Here is an 18,306-nt window from a genome sequence, read left to right as displayed (position 1 = left end):
CTGAGATTTAGGGAAGCTCGTTTTTTCATCGGGAAGGCCTCTGCTGAGCCGCGGCGAATAGTTCGATGGCGCGGTCCACATCCGCAACTCCATAAATGACCTTGGCGCGATTGATGACGATGGCCGGGAGCCGGTCCAATCGGTACTGGACGGCCAGCGTCATGCCGGAGGCCGCATTGGTGATCTGGTCCTTGTAGCGGCGGCGGATCTCGCCCTCGTGCTGACGCATGTAGGCCATGGCGTCGGCCTCGTTCTTGGGCAGCCCTGCATTGAGCTGCTGCTCAAGCTGAGCCATGGCGTCCACGCGATAGACCTTGAGCACGTAGCCAGGCTGGCGAAATGGCGGCCGCACCACCGTGGCCGAATTGGCGAAAACTTCCACCGTCGTCACCGAAGGGCCGATGGAGCCTTGGGCCAGGACGCCATGAGAGCAAAGGCCCAGCACCAGGGCAGTGAGGGATGACCGCATCATGCGCGTGCCTCCTGCAGGCGTGCCGCCACGCGGTAGGCCGCTTCAACCTCGGTGCATCCTTGCTCTTTCATGAGGCGGTGGCGCTCGGCTTTCTCGTGGCCTTCGGTCATTGCGAGGGCAATGGGCAATGCCGGTGGCACGTTTCGGAACAGCCACTGATTGTTCGCGCTGATGAGCACACCTTCGGTGTACTTAGCCGGCTCCTTCACGGCAGACTCCATCATGTGGCGTTGCTCTGGTGTGAGCGAACGAAAGCGCGCGATCTCCTCGATCTCGTTCTTGTCCATGGTCAGCAGCATCCAGAACTCGCACATGGACAGCACGCGGGACATACTGCCTGGGAAGTCCTTCAAGTTTTGCGTGGCCAACCAGAACCAGGCATTGAGCTTTCGCCACATCTTGGTGCCCTTGGCCACCTTCGGGCCAAGCAGCTCGTTGGTGGTAATCAAGTGCCCTTCATCAGTCAGCATGATGAGGGGGCGATCCTCATGCTGAGCGGCCTCTGCGCGCGACTGCACCGAGTCCAGCAGGCTGGTGTAGGCCACAGCAAGCGCATCCTCATAGCCGTCTTTGGTCAGTGTGCCCATTTCCACGAGGGTCACATCGGCATCGGGCCAGTCCTGGCCCAAGCGGTTGAAGAGCTTGCCGCGCAGGCCTGTGGTGAAGCTCATCATCGAATGGCCCATCTCTTCGGCACGCGAGCGGCGGTGCTCCGACAGAGATGCGTCCTTGACCATGGCCGTCAGCTCCAGGGCAACGTCTTGTGTCAGAGGATGGGGCTTGCCTTCCTTGGACACGCGCACTGCGGCTCGAATAATGGCTCTGGTGACCAGATAGCGGTCGGCCCGCGTCATGCGTTTGAGCTCGGCGTCTTCACCGCCCGTAATCATCATGATGGCCGAGATGAGCATCTCGCCCAGGTAGTCGCGCTTTTCTTCGTCCGAGTCGTCGTCGGCGTCAGCAGGCTCCATCACTTCATTGACCGACTCCATCAGTCGCTCGGCACCGACGAGCTCAGCATCCTCTTCGGAGGGGATACCCGCTCCAGCGCCGAAGTATTCCTCCGCTGCCTTGAAGGACTCCATGATCTCCTTGTCCTGCAGCAGCTGGCTGCCGTACACGAATGGAGGCAGTGATACGTCTGTATCGCCGCTCAAGTTGACGCGATGCACGCTCAAGCCTTTAGTGGCCATGTCCTTGACCATCAGATCGAAGGACTTGCCTGCATCAGCAATCACCAGGCGTGGACGGTGGATGGCCATCACCAGCATGGACAGGTAATTCAACGTCGCCGACTTGCCCGCACCTGTGGGGCCGAACACCACCATATGGGCGTTCTTCTTACGGTCAATCTTGTTGAGTGGGTCGATCCACAACGGCTCGCCGCCGCGATTCCAGAACCAAAAGCCTGGGTTGGCCGTGCCGCGTGAGCGCCCATAGACCGGCAAAATGGCGGCGATCAGGCTCGCAAAAGTCAGGCGCGACCGTCGCATGCTGCGAAGGTCGAACGAGGGATCGAATGCAAATGGCAGTGCACGCAGGAAGGCGTCATGCGGCACCAAGTCCTCTCGGGATTCGATGAAGCGCATCCCGGTCGGCGTCAGCTGGGCATTGACCTCGGAAACAGCCGCATCCAGATCCGCATGGGTCTTACCGCTCAGGTACAGCCCCATGAACATCGGATACAGCTTGTCCCCGGTGGCCATGTGCTGGAGCACTTGCTCCGACTCTCTATGGGTCTCCTGCGCCACGGCGTTTTGAGCACGGGAAGCCCTTTTGATGTCTTCGACGTGGCGCTCGACCTGGTACTGCGCTGCAATCGTCACCGTCACAGACAGCATCGATCCAGGCGGCAGTCGGTCAAACCGCGCATAGGCTTCGTTCCCGATCCGGCTTTCTGCGGAGAAGTGCCCGATGCTAGGGTGAGCACGAAGGTTTTGCAGCGTGAGGAACTTCACCGGCTGGCCATCGAACTCGAAGCAGCCTTGTTCCTGGTTGCACGAGGGCTCCGAAAGGTTCAGCGACTCGGAAAAATCCCAGTCATAAATACCCTCTGGAGCCTCATCACCCGGATAGGGCGCGCCGCGGAACAGCTCGGCGCCCGTGCTGGCCCAGGGCACGCTACGGTTGAAGAATGGAAGCATCCACTCGTAGAAGTCCTTGCCGTTGGCACGCCGCGCCGTCACGCCGGCTTCGTTCAGCGTGGCAAGCAAGGTTGTGGCCACCGCCTCCATCTGCTGCTCGGCCAGGCGGCGCTCATTGACCAAGTCATCAAACTGGCGATAGATGCAGCAGCGAACACGGCGCTGCTGGCCGCGCCAGGTCTGGCCCGTCACCAAGGTGTCGGTGAACAGCCCTTGCTCTCGGGAAACCTGCGACAGGTGACTGCGGAACTCTTTCAGCACGGACTGCGTGTATTCCGAGTCGATGATGGCCTGCGCGCGATTGGCGTCCTTGTGCTGGGACAGGATGTAGTCGTGAAGGTATTGGTTCAGCCCGTCGATGTTTCGGTCATCGCTCAGGAAGAACTGGACCACCCAAGGAGAAGAGTCGACCTCGGGAATCGCCTGGATAGCCTCTTGAATCTTGCGGCAGTGCTCTTGCAGGTACTCCAGCGGCTGCGCCTCCGTAGCGACAGCCCCCAGCTCGAACAGCGCGCCCAAGGTCTTGCCGTCGCGCATCACAAAGTTGCGGTCTTTGGGTGAAAACTTGACCCAAGGCAGCAGCTCAGTGAAGGAGGGCGGACGGGCGGCCATCTGCTTGCGGTCGGCGGCTGTCATGAGCCGGCGCTTGTGCCTGCCTTTGGTGCCCCCAGACAGGCCCAGCATTTCCAGCAATCCGCTCATTGGCCAGCCTCCCGCGCAGTGCGGCCGCGTGAGAATGCGGCGCGGCCTTGTTGCAGCTCTTCGGCCACCTCACCGGGCATGGCGTACTCCGTTGACTCATACATTGGGAAAACCGTGACATAGCCAGGCACGGGGTAACGGCCCTTGGCCAGGTGGGGATAGACCACCATGACTAGATCCGGGTTGGGTACGCGTGCAAAGCGCTGTTGCATAGGCTCCAGGGCTGACCAGTAGCGCTGCGTCATTTCGTCGCCGCGCGCGATCGGGCGCGCACTCGACGCACGCTCCAGGCGGTCCCGCGCCGTCTCACGAGAGGAAGCTGCTGACTGCGGGGGCTGAAACTTGCCCCGATACACATCCACCAGGGTCGGACTGCCAGCCGTAGCCTCCTTCAGCGGAGACTCGCGCGACCCAATAGCCGTGCAACCAGCCAGTAGCGCGGGAAGCACGATGGCAAGAAGAAGGGGATTATTCGAGGCCATAGCGGGCTCCAGACAGGACATTGGGGGACTGCGTGCGGTGCACGATCTTTCTTGGGTCGGCGGGCTTGTCGATTTCGATCTGGCGGTCCAAATGCACGACCAGCTGCTGGCCAGCGGGCGTGACCACCGCGTCAAACGAGCTCTTGAGGCGCTCAGTCAGCCAGCGCACCAGCTCATCGGTGGCTCCAGAACCCATGCGGCCCAGTGCAAAACTGCCGGCATTTCCGGTGATCGAGGAGGTGGTGCCATTGCTGCTGGCCATGGTGGTGGTCTGGGCCTGCGCCAAGGCCTCGGCGGCCACGCCCAAGCCCTTGGCACCAATGATGTCGGTCAGGTAAGCCGGCGCATTGGTCACGAACTTGCCTTGAATACAGGGGTTGCCGTACAGATCACTGATGAATCCAAGGTCTGTGGAACCATTGGTAGCGATGGCTGTGACGCCGGCACCTGCCTGGGTCTGCGGCGCACGACGCGCCGAAACCGTATGGATCGCACCATCGTTGAACACGAAAGTCATGCTGCGGATCTTTCCCTCGGTGCACGACAGCGCCATATCGCCTACGGCCACGCCGGTAACGATCATCCCGGCGAGGTCTTCGGGCAACTCCCAGCCGTTGGCGGCCAAGTTGTCGCGCCCGACCATGGCTTTGAATTGCATGGGGTCCGTCACACGGCCATTGACCGGCACACGGCCGATCAAACTGGTCATCGCGGTGACGCCCGCCAGCGTGGAGTTCTCCGGCAGCGTGAAATAAGCCACGGGTTGCGGCTTCGTGGACGCCTGAGTGGCCTGAGCAGCTTGTGCGGCCTGGGCCGCGCTGACCGCACTGGGCATGGATTGCGTGCCGTCCGGGGCTACCCGCACGTAGCGCGTAACCATCTTCCCTTGATGCTGGGTTGTCTCGGTGGTGTAGCCCATGGGCGGAACCACCTTGTAGGCAGTGCTGCCACCGGACAAGCCTAGATCCTGGGAGCCACCAGCGGGACGATGACCTCCGCCGGCGGCATTCGAACCAAGCCCTGTAACAGAGTCGATAGCGTCGCCAATGGGCTTAAAGACATCGACTGGGGCTGGATCTGTGTCATTGCTGGTACCACCAACAGCACCAGCAGAAGAGGTGCCTGCAGGTGCACCTTTCTCCAAGCGCTCCAGGCGCTTGTTGAAATCCTGGTTAGCACGGAGCACATCCTGAATATCAGCACGCAGATCCTTGTTGGAGGCCACCACTGTGGCCAGCGTCTCGCTGGGCGTGTCCTCATCGGCGCCTGCCGTTTTGGGCAGGGGGGCGGCTGCCATGGGCGCAGCGGTCGGTGCATTGTTCTGGCGCATGACGATGACCGAGCCGACGATGACGAAGGCCACAATGACAAGAACAGGGGTGAGTTTGTTGCTTTTCACTGCCATGGGGGCCTCACAGACAGGACTCGAAAGTGCGATCGCACACCAGGTAGACCGCCGTGGTGTCGGTGTCAGTGCCAGCAGCACCGATCCGGCCATGTTGGGCCGTGGCCGAGAGCCAGCGCCCGCGCAAGCTCTCCAAGGGCAGCTCCAGGGCAAAGCTCGAGCGGTTGGTGACGCGCACCGCAGTCACATACAGGTTTCCCGACTTCCACTGGCCTACGGGCGCAGCGTCCACGGCAGAGCCACGAAACAGTGTCGGCACGGGCTCGGTTCCTACGCCAACCTGGCTCACACCTGGCATGCCACCAGCCAAGCGTCGAGGTGCGTAGAGCTGGCGGGCAGCATGTCGAGTGAGCTGCACCATGTCCGCAGCAACACTCTCTTGCTGTTGAGACTGGCCGCCAGACAATGCAGCTCCACCAATGGGGTTCGGCACGGTCGTGGGCTCGATCACAGAAACCTGCAGCTCGCCTTTAGCGGACTGCGTGGACACGACCTTGCCCTTGGAGTCTTTAGCGTCTGGAGCGGCTACCGCAATCAGATCCATCGGAATCTGCTGGCCGCTATCCACCAGCTCGGCAATGATTCGGATCGCCGTGAATGGCACGAGCGCAGTCACATAGATCGTGCCGGCGATCGACTCGATACGCGCCACGCTATCCATGTCACTGGGCATGCGCAGCAACGCATCGGCTGGCAGGGTCACAAGGCGCTCCTGGCCGACCGTCAGATTCACCCGGACTGGCTCACGCGCAAACACAGCACGCTCGGCAGGGCCAGAAGTCAAAGGAGCTGGGCCAACGCGGCGTAGAGACGCTTCGGCAGCTGCGCGCCTGGCGGAGCCCACGGCTGTATTCGCCAGCGGTGCGGGCACGCTCACGCCTGCCACCATGCGCCCGCCAGCTGGGGCGCGTCCTGCATTGGCTCCTGCAGCTGGTGTTGTAGCTGCTGCACCCGTTTGGCCCAGGTCAATAGGCTCATTGAACTCGGGCGTCTCGGTACTGCCCGCCAGCGATTCGACCTGCTGAGCAGCGACGCTGCCATGCAGAAGCTGCAGGGCGACCAGGAGGCAGATCGAAAGAGAACGACGTTGGATCATGTGGATCAATCGACAGAGGTGTCACGAGGCAGGCTCGAAGGGGCAATAGTTCCGGGCAGACGCGGTGCTTTCAGGTCCGCTTGAACCGGCGCGCCAGGCTTGAGCTCCGCAGGATTGAGGCGCGCGGGCTGGCTACTGCCGAAGCAATCCAAGCCCAGACGCCATGGGTTGCGCTCACGGTCCACATCGAAGCGCACCACGCGCAGCGGGTACCGAATGAATACGTCCTTGACCGGCTGCCCTGCGAAGGTCTCCTGAACCTGCATGTCCAGCAGCACCGTCCAGGCATCCGAGCCTTCACGGATCACGCGGTTTTCGCTGTACGGGAATCCGGGGATCTCGCTGATCTGGCGAGTACGGCGGCGCAACTCGCCTTTGGCATGACGCTGCTGCATATCGGTTTGCAGTTGCGCCTGGCAACGAGGCGTCAGATAGAACTGCATCGCATAAATCTGCTTGCCATAGTCTTGAGAGCCATCGCTTTGCCAGCGATTAATCTGCTGCCAGATGTAGTACGCAAAACCGTAGGCATTTGTAGACGGCACTGGAGACTGCCCATCAATAACCCGTATCGTGTCACCCGCCTTAATATCTGGCGCAACGTGCAAGTCGATATTCTTTGGAACGCGCGAAGCGAACCACATGCCAGCCACTGCCAGCCCTACTATGCCAAATATGATTTTGGTAAGCTTTGCGCTATGGCTGCGCTCGGACGCAAGTGCGTCCAGATAATCACCACTGCTCATTATTTGGTTTCCGATGATTTGGCTTCAGCCCTGATCGAATTCAAGCGATAGCTGCAACCCAATTGCATCCGGCCGTCATGAACCAGAAATTTTGGCTTGGCCAAGTTGTGCGACACGAGAAAAAAATGCATCCAATGAAGGTAGTAGCCTTCAGGGCGGTTTCTCTTTACTTCTTGCAGGTACAGTGATGAATACCACAGCACTGTGAAAGGCACGATAATGCATATAACTGGAACAGTGATCCAAAGTCCCGAGATATATGCAACCACGCCTCCGACAAACAGGCTGGCGGCGAAAGACACGGCCCCAATGTACCCGGCTTCGCTTGCTGCCATGCCATTGATAATAGGTGGCTCAGAGTTCACGCGATCGGTCAGCGGAGCCGAAGCAATGGACATGCCTTGAGGACGGGTGTCTTTCGCTGTCATGTCAGGCCAGGGTCTGAGTAGCGTAATTGACCATCAACACCACGAGGCTGAGAATAATGACGCTAACAATTACGTGCTCTTTTAGATCGCCAAGCTGAATAGTGCCTTTGGTGTAGTCGCGATAGCGTTGCAGCGAAGCAATTACCACATATAAAAATGCGGCAACCGCAAGGACCAAACCCAGGATGGTAAATCCGAGTTTCAGATAAGCGCCTATGATCCCAAGAATATCGCCTTCTTGTGTGGTGCCGCCGCCGATACTTCCACCTGCTGGAGGTTGAATTGTTGGCAGAGCGCTAAAAGCAGGGCAGGTTGCAAGCAGCACAACCGGAGCCAATGCGATAGATGCGATGCCAGAGTTAATTTTTTTCAAGTGTTTCTTCATGATTTCTCCTGTCGATTAATTGATTTCTATAGGATGATTGATCCAAGCACTCCGGTCACTAATAAAACGGTAATAGCGACACCAATACATGCCCTCATGGCCTCCGATGTATCTAGCTCTCCATCCCCAAAGGCCTTCAATATCAGTGTCCCGAGCCATGCACCGACAGAAAACACTATCGCAAACACCAAGACAAAAATCAGGTACTTCAAGTTTTGAGGATTGAAGCCGGCGCCTTGTACGAATGCCGTCGCCATTTCTGAACGCATGGTTTGTTTTTCTTTTGGTTATTGCCGATAGTCACCACGCAATGGGGCGACTGGGCGAGGCTGGCGAGGTGCATCCACGTGGTTTGTTACGCCGAGGCGCAGCAGCTCCAGGTCGCGCTGCAGCCAGTCGTAGCGGAACTTCACGCGCTGGCCGGTCGGCGCGGCTTTCTCCGCGTCAGCAACCATCAATTGCACCTGCTCGATCTCGCCAGCGATGCGCGCCAAGCGCTCGCGCTCCAGCTCGTCGTCGGTAACATCTGCCCAGGCCATCGCAGTGGTGGAGAGCACTCCAATCACCAAGAGGGCAAAGAACGAATGTCGTGAGCGTTTCATCAATATCTCCTTCAAAATCAATGTCATGCGTATTTCTTGAACGCGCCTACCGTTGTCGATAGGGTGAATGCCACAAGCACGGTGAACACCAGAACCATGTAGGCCGGGTTGAAGCCGCCGAATGGCCAGGACAGGTACAAGCCAAAGCCACCTGTAAGCGCCCAGCCCACATAGCGCTTGGCGTGGTGGTAGACGAACGAGGATTCGCGGCCGCCTTGCCAACGGCGCCGATCCCTGCGCACCAGGCCGTCGATCACCCCCATCAGGCAAGCGAGCGCAAATGCGGGGAGCGCGAAAACAGCAGTGCAGAGGCGCAGCAGAACGTCCTGCAGGACAAACATGCTGATGACCACCCATTCACTGAGCATGTGGATGAACGACGAACCGGCCTTGGCCAGCCCTTTGAGTTGGGGCTGCACGCTTTGACCCAGAAAGCTAGGCAGAGCCGCATCTGTACCAGCCTGCTGGGCGGCCAAGTCGCGCTGATACCAGCGCAGCGCGCCAAGACGCTCGTAGGGCATACGCACCCACTTCACGATGCGCAGCGAAAAGTCCACGGTGTCTGGCACTAGCAGACTGCGTGGAGCGGCTGCGATATAGCGCAGATCCTGCTGCACCATCTCCTGTGCATGGCGGATGCCCTGGCCATGCCAGAAGAAATAGCCACCGCCGACTTCAATCACCAGACCAATGAGCCACGAGGACACTGTCACGCTGAATAGTCCAAAGCCAACCAACACGGCCACCCCCACAGGGCCGTGTGTGCTTGGCTTTCTGGCGGACGAGTTCGGAGCCGTCATAAGTGGGGCCCCATCACGTTGCCGGCCACGGCGGACGAAGTTGCACCTGCCATGGCGTAGCCAGGCATATCGTCATCAAAGGCAGAGGCGAGATCCGTGTCGATCAGCCCACCTGCACCAGCGCCCAAGGGCTGTGTACTGAGCCAATCGGTTTCTGCGGCCCACGTCTCACTCGTGCGATAGCGGCGCTTCATGTCCTCAGCAACCGCCTTGAGCGAAGCTGGTATGAACGGGTCGTCCTTGCTATCAGCCAGAGGAATACGAATCTTGTGGCAGCGATTGCCTTCCAGCAGCGCAAACGCTTGACCCTGTGGCAATGAAAGAACGTCCGAAGGCTCGATCAGCGGCGCCTTCGACTTGTTCGCTATGTCGTTGTTCTGGCTGGTGAAATCGACGCCATTGCCCTGAGCAGCCGTGTCCGACACGCCCGATACTGGCGTGAGCACCGTTACATTGACCTGTGGCACCTGGTCCGTCAGCAGGCTCGCGGTCGCCTTGCTGCGCACCCGCAGCATGCAAAGGTGGTTGAAGTTGTCGAGGATCTGGCCAGCCTTGGCCTTGTCACCAACCTTCGCCTCGATGTCGAACATCGACTGGGTGTATGCAGTGATGCGAAAGCCCGATCCGCCCAACTTGTTGACCATCGGAACGAACTCGGGGCCTGCAATCTCGTTGACCTCATCGAAATGGCAACACACAGTCGGCAGCTGCAGCTTCCCGTCGCCGTGTGGGTCGAGGCCTGTCTTGTAGAGCTTGCCGCCGGTCGAAACGAGATCGGACAGCATGGAATTACCCACGGCAGACGAAACCACGGAGTCAGACAAGGCATCCAGGCCGGCATACACGATGCCGCCCTGGCGGAACACCGTCATCCAGTCGAAGATCGGCCGCTTGTCGTTCGGGTCGAAGTAGTCCGGGCTGATGAGCTTGCCAACTGCGCCAGAGGTGAGCTTTTCGAGGAATGGCCCCAGGCTGGCAATGATCTTTTCGTAGAACGAACGCTCGTAGCTGAATGCGGCCGCCAGGCCGACCAGTACCTTGTCGTCCAGTCGTGCTTCCTTGATGAGCAGATACATCGCCACCTGATCGGGCGAACGATCCTGCAGGCTTCTAGGAACCGGGGCCTTCTTTGCCACGATAGCGCGCTCCAGCTCCACCAGGCGGTCCTGATAGCTGCCGAAGCGCTGGGGATGGTCAATCGCGAGCTTACGAAACGTCATGCCCGCGTAGTCCATGAACAGCGGGTCAATGCCAGTCACGTCCTTGAGCAGCGTCTCGTAGGTCGGAATGCGGCCGAGTGCCACCTGGGCCTGAGCCACGATGTTGGTGAACCGCCAGCTGAACTCCTTGAATGCAGCCGAGTTGCCCGAGGAGGGCAGGGCATTCGTCGCACGACCAGCGACTTCGGTGATACGCGCGAAATTGCCAATGCCGTTGTAGCGTGCAGAAATCTCCGGGTAGCCCAGATGGAACATATAGAACTGATCCAGGCGGCCAGCGCGTCGTGCCTCAGCGTGCATGCGTAGCATCAGCTCCGCGTCGCCCTTGGGGTCGATGACGATCACCACATGGCCGGCATGAATGTCCTGAGAGCACAGAAGCTCCAAGAGGCGCGTCTTGCCCACGCGAGTCGTGCCCATCACCAGCAAGTGGCCAGAGCGCGAGCCTTGGCGCAACACCACCGGCTTTTCGTTCTGCACTCCCACGCCATGAAGCACAGGGTTGCCGCCCAGGTCCACGCCCGTGGCGAAGGGGTTGGCGGTACCGCCGACATCAAGCGCACGCTCCAGTACCCTGGCCAGCAGGCTGTCGGTCTTGGCCTGCGCCCACTTGCGCATCTTTTCGCCGGTCGCTGCGAGCTTGAGCTCGGTTGGCGAGGCCTTCACGAAGCGCTGAACATCTGTCTCACGCGCGTCCAGCAAGCGCTGGGTGTGCAACTGCGTCCACTCAAAGCCTTCGCCCAGGTAGAGATGCTCCTTGAGATTGACAGGAAGCTTGTGAGGGGCCAAGCGCGTCATCTTGGTGAACTTCAGCCCGCGTTGATAGCTATAGACCTGGAAGGCCTGGCGCGCACGCACGCAACCGAAGCCGGCAGCGATTGCACCCGAGACTGCGCCCAGCGAGTGGGGCATCATCAGCGCCCATGGTGCGGCTGCTGCCACGCCAGCAATCCCAAAAGCTGTGGCAGCGCTCAATGCTTCGACTGGCGGCCTCAGCACGCCTTCCATGGTCCCGTCAGTCACTGCATGCCCTCCAGTTGGAACATGCCGTGAAGGCTTGGAACATTTTGGGACTGCGCAGCCACAAAAGGCGTTCCAAGCTGGCTCAGCCCAGCACGCAACAGTCGAGCATTGGCGCATGCTTTCACAGCGCCTTCCGATCCGAAATGCACCAGGCCAAGTCCGATCATGGAGCCTCCGCAAACGTGCGCTGAGGCAGGATCTGGTAGGCGCGGCCATTGCTGTGCACCAGCACGGGAAAAACTGGCGCACCCTTGGCGATCAATGTGTCTGCAAGGAATGCCCCTGTATCAGGAGCCAATTGCAAGGGGCTGGCCACTTGCTGCAGCAGCTTGAATGCGGCTGGCGTTGCTGCCTGCACCACAATGCCGACTGCATTGAGCTGTATCAGCTTCTTGTGATTGAAGGCTACCCAGCGCAAAGACGCGTCGTCCGCGCCGATCACGAACATGGGCTGAGTCAGCCATTGGCCATTGAAGACCTGCACGCCGTCTTGCTTGAGCACACCGCCGCGCAATTGGCTGCGAAACGGGAAACGCAGCCCGTCGAGCACATTCGCCTCATCTGTGCCGCCCACGATCTGGGCCACATAGGGCGCCAACGGCACAGACTTACCGCTGTCGTGGATCATCTCCAGCTCCACGCCGGCCAGGGCCGGCACGCTGCAAGCGAATCCAAGGGCGAGGATGGCGAACCGGCAGCGCATATCAGCGTTTTCCGCGGTTGGCAGGAGCTGGCGATGCACGCTCGATGATCTGCGTGCGCGGCACGTTCAGCATGTCGGCTGCACCTACAGACGACTGCACGCGCGGCAGGCCGTCATAGTTCACCATCGGCTCGTTGGGATACAGGCGGGCCATAGCCGCCTGCATTTCACGGTCCCACAAGATGCTTCGCTCCACATCTTGGTGGAAGATCCGCGCCATGCGCTCGGCATACTGACGGCGCTCTGCATCGTTGCGAGCATGAATGCCCAGCACCTCAAGGGGCGAGAGCTCCTTGACCGAGAAATTAGCACGAGGTCCCAGCGACAGCACCTTGGCGCGCTGCATCTCATCGGCAGTCAGACCCCACATCTGTTGCACTGCACGCGCTGTCTCGTCCAGTTGCGAGCGGCCCTGTTGAGTCGTGCTGGGCAGCGAGCCCGCTTCTGCAGTGCGGCCAGTGCGCAGCTGCGCAAGGGCGCCCGTGCTCAGCTGCAATGCGACCACGGTGGCAATAAAGGCAGTTTTTTTCATGAATCAGCCTCCATTGCTCACTGAAAGGGTCAGGCCTTGGCTGCCTGGAGCCACGAATGTGGCTGTGCGAGACACAGGATCTGCCGACTTGAGCGACAGACCATTGACCACATCACCTGGGCGCAAGACACGCACGCGGCGATCACCGGGCACGCCCGACGCGACCACGACCGACGGCTCGCCGTTCCACATATCGACGGACACAAGCTGGGCACCTGCAGGAGCTGCAGCTGGCTTCGCGGCAACGACCTTTGCTGCTTGGCGGGGAGTCGCGGGCTTCGCCTTCACCATTACGCGCTTGGGCGCTGGGCGCGGCGACGGCTGCTCGACGGGGGCGGCCTGTGCGGCTGCTGGAGCCACTGCAGGCGCTACCGCAGGAGCGGGAGCCGGTGCCGCAGAGGTCTTGCCAGCAAGCGCGTTGGCCTGCTGCATCGCGGCCAGCTGCTGGGACATCAGCAACATCATGTCTTCCATGCGCTTCATGCGATCAAGCACCTGGGGGTCGACGCCGACTGGTGTTGCAGTCGCTACTGCCGTGGGGGCCACCGCCATAGTCGGCGCTGGTGCGGCAGTAATAGGGGCACTACCAGCCGGTGCTGCTGCAGCGGCCTCATTTCGCTGGAGGGCCACGTTGGCAACGGCTTGCGGCACAGCGCCCGCGTCCCCCAGGCTGGCAACGCCTGCATCAGCTGCAGACTGACGCATAACCGCCTCTGGATCGAATTCTGGCTGCATGCCCACGGGGATTGGGTCCGCATCGCCAGCTGGTGCTCCGCCGATAGGTGCCGCAGCCGCATCAGCCAAGGGCGCAAGGGGCAGCGGGGAGGTGTCAGCCAGGCGCGGATCAAACTCGGAAGCATCGAAAGCAGGCTGCGGCGTCACCAGGCCGGCCTCGGGAAGCGATGAGCCAAGCAGATCCAGTGCTGGTAGACGTTTCGGCCCGTACTGAAGGTACACCACTGCCAATATTCCCACGACACCCGCAATGCCGACTGTGCGCAGCACCCATGGGTTCGTCGGCTTGCGTCGAGAGGGGATATCGCTGGACTCAACACTCACAGGCACCTCGGCCTTGCGTGGCCTTGCTGCAGCCGGTGCGCGACCAAACGCGCGGGCGAGGAATCCTGGCCGTTTTTGAGCCTCTACAGGCGCAGCAGCTGCCGCCGCAGTTGCAGTGGCAGCACTGAGAGGAGCGGCAGTCTCAAGCTCGCTCAACCAAGAATGATCGACAGCCGAATCATCGACACCAGTGACCTCGGGTGCCACTGAAACCGCGCGCGGCAAATCTGCCGCATCGGGAGGCGGCGGCGGTGGCACGCTTGGCTCAGTCACTTGTACGTCTGCATCGACAGTGCTTTGTTCCGACATGCTCACTCCTTGGCGGATGCCTTCGGCTGAGGCGTAGTGCTAGGGCTGACGATGGGCTCCAGGCGGCGAGGCTTGGGTGCGTTGGCCAGGGTGAACCAAACGCGGCGAGTGATGTGATCGGTGTGCCAGCGCCATGCCGTACCCACGAGCACGTTCAGAACGTCTTGAACAGAAAACGGGCCCAGCGTGCGCTGAGCCTCGGGCAGCGGCAGACCGAGAAAGCGCCGCGCATCGGAAGTCAGTGATTGAGAATCCACCAGGGCATAGCCCGTGCGAAGCAGCGTGTACTCGATGGCTTCGCCAACGGTCGTCACCTGTTCGCGCGGGAATGTGAGCTGGGCCACCAGGGCCAGCGGCTCATTCAGATGCGGCTGCGGCAGGGCGTCGGCAGTGGTGTAGCGGCCCAACTGCAGGCGTTTGTTGCCATCAACAAGCTGAGGGGTGGCCTGGGCTGAGGCCATGGCCAGCAAAGCCATGCTGGCAAAGAATCTGGGCATGCGGGTCATGGACCGTAGGAACTCCGTAAAAAGAACCCGGACCACAACCAAGAGGAGGTGTGCGAAGAAGATCAGTGGCCCGGGGGTGTCGACGCAATGCGTCAGTCGCCGGGCCGAATGTTCTTAGAGCTGCCGCTTTGTCACCAGCGGAAACCGTGCGTTACATACCTAACGGTTTACGCTTGACACACAAGAGAATAAATGATTGGTAACTTAAGGACGCAAAGGAAGGCGAGCGTCAGGGTCCGCTCGCATACTGGGCAAACGGCTCTACTGGGTACAGGACCTACCCAAAGGGCGCGCATGCTCCTCAAAATCGGAGCATGCGCAAAGGATTTACGGGTAATGGGAAGACAAAAGGCTGTACAGGAACGGGGAAGGCCCCAGCTCTCCGGAAGAGCTAGGGCCTTCAAATAAATGCATACAGCGTTTATGGTTGGCTGTGTTTCCTAGGCCAGATACCTAGAGTGCTTGTGCAGACCATTCAAGGCAATCGCCCCATCTCTGAGCAAAGCAGCGCAGCGAAAGCTAAGACGCCGGGATAGAGCGCCGATAAATCCCTCGCTTAGCGATCCAGCCGAACCCTCAACCGGCGTGCTCGTTCGCGAAAGGCCTCTTCACCACCTTCCAAAATGTCGCAAACGGCCTTACGAATTACCGCGTTCTCGAGACCGCCAGACGTATATTGGAGTGGGGGCAGGCCACCGGTAGGATGAGGGCCAGCGTCGGCGACGATGATCTGATCAGCGTCGGTGTTGATGACGAGGTTAGCATTGTGCGTGACCATGATTACCTGGCGTTTGGCCTTGGCTGCGATAAACAAAGCTACCAACTCTTCGAACACAGACTTTGGATCTAAGTTCTCCTCTGGTTGATCGATGATGAGCGGCCGATCGTCTGCGTCGTCAAGTGCCAAGTAAAGAAGAAGAAGTACGATTCCTCGTGTTCCAGGCGATAGCTTGCGGATATCGATCCCGTCATAGACTATTTCGTACCGCACAGAAATGTGATCGGTGGCGAAAAGCCAGTGCGCGAACTGCTTCAACCAACCACGAAACTCCACATGTTGGTTTTGGCCAAAGGGAGCCTGGCTCATAAGATCCCGCATGTATACCGAGATGAAATTCGCCATCGCTGCCTCCACGTCAGCGGCTGACCCTGTTTCCCAGGCTGGACGCAGGGTTGCATCCACTAAAGCGATTAGCGCCCCGCGGCCTTGAAATGGTCCAGACTTTCGCCTGTCGAGAAGCTTTTCTTCGGCAATAGCTCCCCAGGCGGTGACGTCAACGACTCGACGAACAGAGAACCCGAGCTTGCGAAGTGTGCCAGTCGATGCGGTCAGGCGCGTCATCAGCGGCGCGTAAAGATCAGCAAGGGAAGTCTGTTCATTGACGATTGCTTGAAACACTCGACCATAGGCTGCATCGCGCTCGTTCTGAAGCTCCTTACGACGCGCGGCCGCTCCTTGGGCGTCTGCTAAGCGTGATTGCAGACTAAGGAGAGCGGCATTCTCTTGCGCGATGCGTTTCGACAGGGTGGAGTATTGACCACGAATTACATTATCTGCGTTTAATAGGGCCTCCAGCCGATTCATTTCAGCGAGCAGCGTATTGAGCGTTAACTTCGAAATGTCTGCGGTGTCTGGAAAGAGTGGTGTGTTAGGGTCGCCGGCCGGAATGCCCGGGCCGGTGAGTAACGCTATTTGCTGATCGGACCATTCGACGTAGCTCGCCAAACTCTTGTCAACGTCGCCTTTATAGATCAACAGGAATTCATCCCATTGCTGCTGGCTGAGCCGGCTGTGACTGTGTCGCTCCTTAGCTTGACGCAGAAGCTCGGGTGCCTTCGTGGTACGAGTGCTAACAACCTCATCTTGCAGAGCAATGAATGTCCGGCGCTGATTACTGTACGCCTGGATCGTGCCGCGTAATGTCTGCACGACTTGTCCAAGCTGGGTGTGTCTGATAGCCTGCGCCTCCGTACCCTTAACGATAAGTTTGGCAAGATCTTCGTTGTAACTCTTGATCTGGCCGGTCTTTTGCGTCACCTGGACCACGAGGCTTGCGGTAGAGGCTTCTTTCTCGATCTCAGTGGCAATGCGCTCGGATAAGTCGGCGATTGCCTCAGACTCCCGTTCTCGGGCCTGCTGGAAGCGCGCGGTACGGAAATCTCTTAATTCAGCAAAGTCAATTGCGCCGTCCAGATCGTCATGCGGATGCGCATCGAAGATCACGCGTTCGATCTCCGCGATTAGTCCATCCGAGACTCCGGCAGAGGAACACAACTCCTCTACAAATTGCTGCGATAAGTACCGAGCGCGTGGAAAGGCAAGGTGGCCATTTGCATCACGACCGTCCAGGAAGCGCGTGACTGAAGCGCCTCCACCCCATGTCAGTGTTGTGGTCGCACTGCCTAGCAACTGCCGGGCACGAACGAGAAATGAAGGGCTTATGCTTGCACTCGCGCTCCAAGCATCAGGGGTGATTGCGTCGCAGCCGGCGGCGATCATGTCCGCAAGTGCGGTCTTGCCCGAGCCTCGCGCGCCGATGATTGCGACGAGTCCAGGATTAAGTGGGATTTCCGAGGTTGCAGCCCAACTGGCGTCTGCGACAGATAGGCTCGAGATTACTTGGGAAGGCATGGCCGTGGACGGCGATTCATTGCCGACATACGCTCGCCCCTCAGGGTCGATGCACGCCTGACGCAGGGCGTCGAACTCTAGACCACCCTTGATCCAAGAATAACGCTCTTCAACCGGTTGACCGACGGTTTTGTGGTCGTGGGCATCGCTTCCGTGCAGGCAGGGCTTACAGCCGCCATAACGTTCCTTAAGCTGCTCGAAAGTCACGCCCTTGCGACCAGACCAGAAGTCGCGCTGTGCTGAACTGCTCGAGAAGATGATGTGGGCGAACTTCTCAATCTCTTGTCGCATGGTTGCGTCCGCGGCTTGGCGCAAACCCGAAGTTCCATCACCTGTCGCACCTGCAACCGCGATGAGAATGTTGGCCTTAGCCCAATCGCTCTCGCGCATAACGCGGCGAAGCTGGTCGAAATTTACCTTGAACTGCGTGGCACCGTGAGAAAGCGCAGCGCGATCATCGACGATGCTGGAGTCGGCTTTCTTCCCAAGTGACATCAGATCGTGCCGGGTGCAATTGAACGTGTCACCATGCGCATGGAACTGAAGTCGCTGAAGAACGCGGTGCAGTTCTGCAATATGGTTTGGGTCCTCGGGGCTAACTAGGAGGTGCACGTTGACAAAGCCAGACTTTGCAGCGACATCTAGGCGCAATTCGACATTAGGAAAAATTAGCTGTACATCTGGCAAACGGCCTGCCATCTTTTGTCTTACCACCTCTTCGTAGGTGTCAGTAAGGTAGTAATCAGTCACCGCTAACGCCTCAATCTTTGGGGTCACAGTCTCAAGATTTGTGAGATAGGTTTCCCAAGGAGAGTCGCCGCCAAACTGATTATTCAGGACGGTTCCCGGCGCATGTATATGCGGTTCCCAGCGGCGCCATTCAGATCCCCGACTTATCACTTGCTCATTCTTCGTGACCATTTACCGTCCTTGTAACCATACTTAAATACGTTGTTCGCAGTGAGCAGTGCAGAAAAACCTGTAACACCTTATATGAATTCTGCGCGATAACCACTTTTTGCCAGTCGCAATCGAGCACACGACAATAGCCGCAAACTCG

The 18,306-nt window shown here is 59.4% G+C and carries 17 protein-coding genes; all 17 read right to left on the bottom strand.

Going from position 1 to position 18,306, the window contains the following annotated elements; translation table 11 throughout:
• Positions 1-25: 25 nt before the first annotated feature.
• Complete coding sequence (locus EIC84_RS04350; protein ID WP_003055187.1) at positions 26-472, bottom strand: TIGR03757 family integrating conjugative element protein; 447 nt, start codon at positions 470-472, stop codon at positions 26-28.
• Positions 469-3,318 carry a conjugative transfer ATPase gene (locus EIC84_RS04345; RefSeq protein ID WP_003055189.1) on the bottom strand — a complete coding sequence of 950 codons (2,850 nt, stop codon included), beginning with the start codon at positions 3,316-3,318 and terminating at the stop codon, positions 469-471. Before EIC84_RS04345 ends, EIC84_RS04350 begins: the two co-directional genes overlap by 4 nt.
• Positions 3,315-3,800, bottom strand: coding sequence for a TIGR03751 family conjugal transfer lipoprotein (locus tag EIC84_RS04340; RefSeq protein ID WP_003055191.1), 486 nt, complete (start codon positions 3,798-3,800; stop codon positions 3,315-3,317). Before EIC84_RS04340 ends, EIC84_RS04345 begins: the two co-directional genes overlap by 4 nt.
• The gene (locus tag EIC84_RS04335; RefSeq protein ID WP_003055194.1) at positions 3,787-5,205 is read right to left on the bottom strand and encodes a TIGR03752 family integrating conjugative element protein; all 1,419 of its coding nucleotides are present in this window, start codon (positions 5,203-5,205) and stop codon (positions 3,787-3,789) included. Before EIC84_RS04335 ends, EIC84_RS04340 begins: the two co-directional genes overlap by 14 nt.
• 7 nt (positions 5,206-5,212) lie before the next feature.
• Positions 5,213-6,301, bottom strand: a complete 1,089-nt coding sequence (locus EIC84_RS04330) for a TIGR03749 family integrating conjugative element protein (protein WP_003062523.1) — start codon at positions 6,299-6,301, stop codon at positions 5,213-5,215.
• Positions 6,302-6,306: 5 nt separating this feature from the next.
• Positions 6,307-7,047 carry a PFL_4703 family integrating conjugative element protein gene (locus EIC84_RS04325; RefSeq protein WP_003055196.1) on the bottom strand — a complete coding sequence of 247 codons (741 nt, stop codon included), beginning with the start codon at positions 7,045-7,047 and terminating at the stop codon, positions 6,307-6,309.
• On the bottom strand, positions 7,047-7,475 hold the full coding sequence (locus EIC84_RS04320; RefSeq protein ID WP_003055197.1) for a TIGR03750 family conjugal transfer protein: 429 nt from the start codon (positions 7,473-7,475) through the stop codon (positions 7,047-7,049). Before EIC84_RS04320 ends, EIC84_RS04325 begins: the two co-directional genes overlap by 1 nt.
• Position 7,476: 1 nt before the next feature.
• A complete protein-coding gene (locus EIC84_RS04315; RefSeq protein WP_003055198.1) occupies positions 7,477-7,860 on the bottom strand; it encodes a DUF2976 domain-containing protein in 384 nt (127 codons plus the stop codon).
• 26 nt (positions 7,861-7,886) lie between these two features.
• A complete protein-coding gene (locus tag EIC84_RS04310) occupies positions 7,887-8,129 on the bottom strand; it encodes a DUF3262 family protein (protein ID WP_003062529.1) in 243 nt (80 codons plus the stop codon).
• An 18-nt stretch (positions 8,130-8,147) separates the two neighbouring features.
• Entirely contained in the window at positions 8,148-8,462 is a 315-nt protein-coding gene (locus EIC84_RS04305) for an RAQPRD family integrative conjugative element protein (protein WP_003055199.1), read from the bottom strand.
• Positions 8,463-8,485: 23 nt separating this feature from the next.
• Positions 8,486-9,262 carry a TIGR03747 family integrating conjugative element membrane protein gene (locus EIC84_RS04300; RefSeq protein WP_050788928.1) on the bottom strand — a complete coding sequence of 259 codons (777 nt, stop codon included), beginning with the start codon at positions 9,260-9,262 and terminating at the stop codon, positions 8,486-8,488.
• Positions 9,259-11,490, bottom strand: coding sequence for a type IV conjugative transfer system coupling protein TraD (gene traD, locus EIC84_RS04295; RefSeq protein ID WP_003062535.1), 2,232 nt, complete (start codon positions 11,488-11,490; stop codon positions 9,259-9,261). The genes EIC84_RS04300 and traD overlap by 4 nt, the downstream gene beginning before the upstream one ends.
• A 178-nt stretch (positions 11,491-11,668) precedes the next feature.
• Positions 11,669-12,208, bottom strand: a complete 540-nt coding sequence (locus EIC84_RS04290; RefSeq protein ID WP_003062537.1) for a PFL_4695 family integrating conjugative element protein — start codon at positions 12,206-12,208, stop codon at positions 11,669-11,671.
• A gap of 1 nt (position 12,209) precedes the next feature.
• Positions 12,210-12,740, bottom strand: a complete 531-nt coding sequence (locus EIC84_RS04285) for a hypothetical protein (RefSeq protein ID WP_003062539.1) — start codon at positions 12,738-12,740, stop codon at positions 12,210-12,212.
• Positions 12,741-12,743: 3 nt separating this feature from the next.
• Positions 12,744-14,108: a hypothetical protein gene (locus EIC84_RS04280; protein ID WP_224651044.1), complete on the bottom strand. Its 1,365-nt coding sequence runs from the start codon at positions 14,106-14,108 to the stop codon at positions 12,744-12,746.
• 2 nt (positions 14,109-14,110) lie between these two features.
• Positions 14,111-14,614 carry a hypothetical protein gene (locus EIC84_RS04275; RefSeq protein WP_003062543.1) on the bottom strand — a complete coding sequence of 168 codons (504 nt, stop codon included), beginning with the start codon at positions 14,612-14,614 and terminating at the stop codon, positions 14,111-14,113.
• A 556-nt stretch (positions 14,615-15,170) separates the two neighbouring features.
• Complete coding sequence (locus EIC84_RS04270) at positions 15,171-18,167, bottom strand: TrlF family AAA-like ATPase (RefSeq protein ID WP_003062544.1); 2,997 nt, start codon at positions 18,165-18,167, stop codon at positions 15,171-15,173.
• Positions 18,168-18,306: the final 139 nt, after the last annotated feature.

It is taken from the genome of Comamonas sp. A23 (genome assembly GCF_004522605.1).
Classification (GTDB): domain Bacteria; phylum Pseudomonadota; class Gammaproteobacteria; order Burkholderiales; family Burkholderiaceae_C; genus Comamonas; species Comamonas thiooxydans.
Note: the sequence above shows the minus strand (reverse complement) of the source record. Positions and strands in the feature narration are given on the sequence as shown.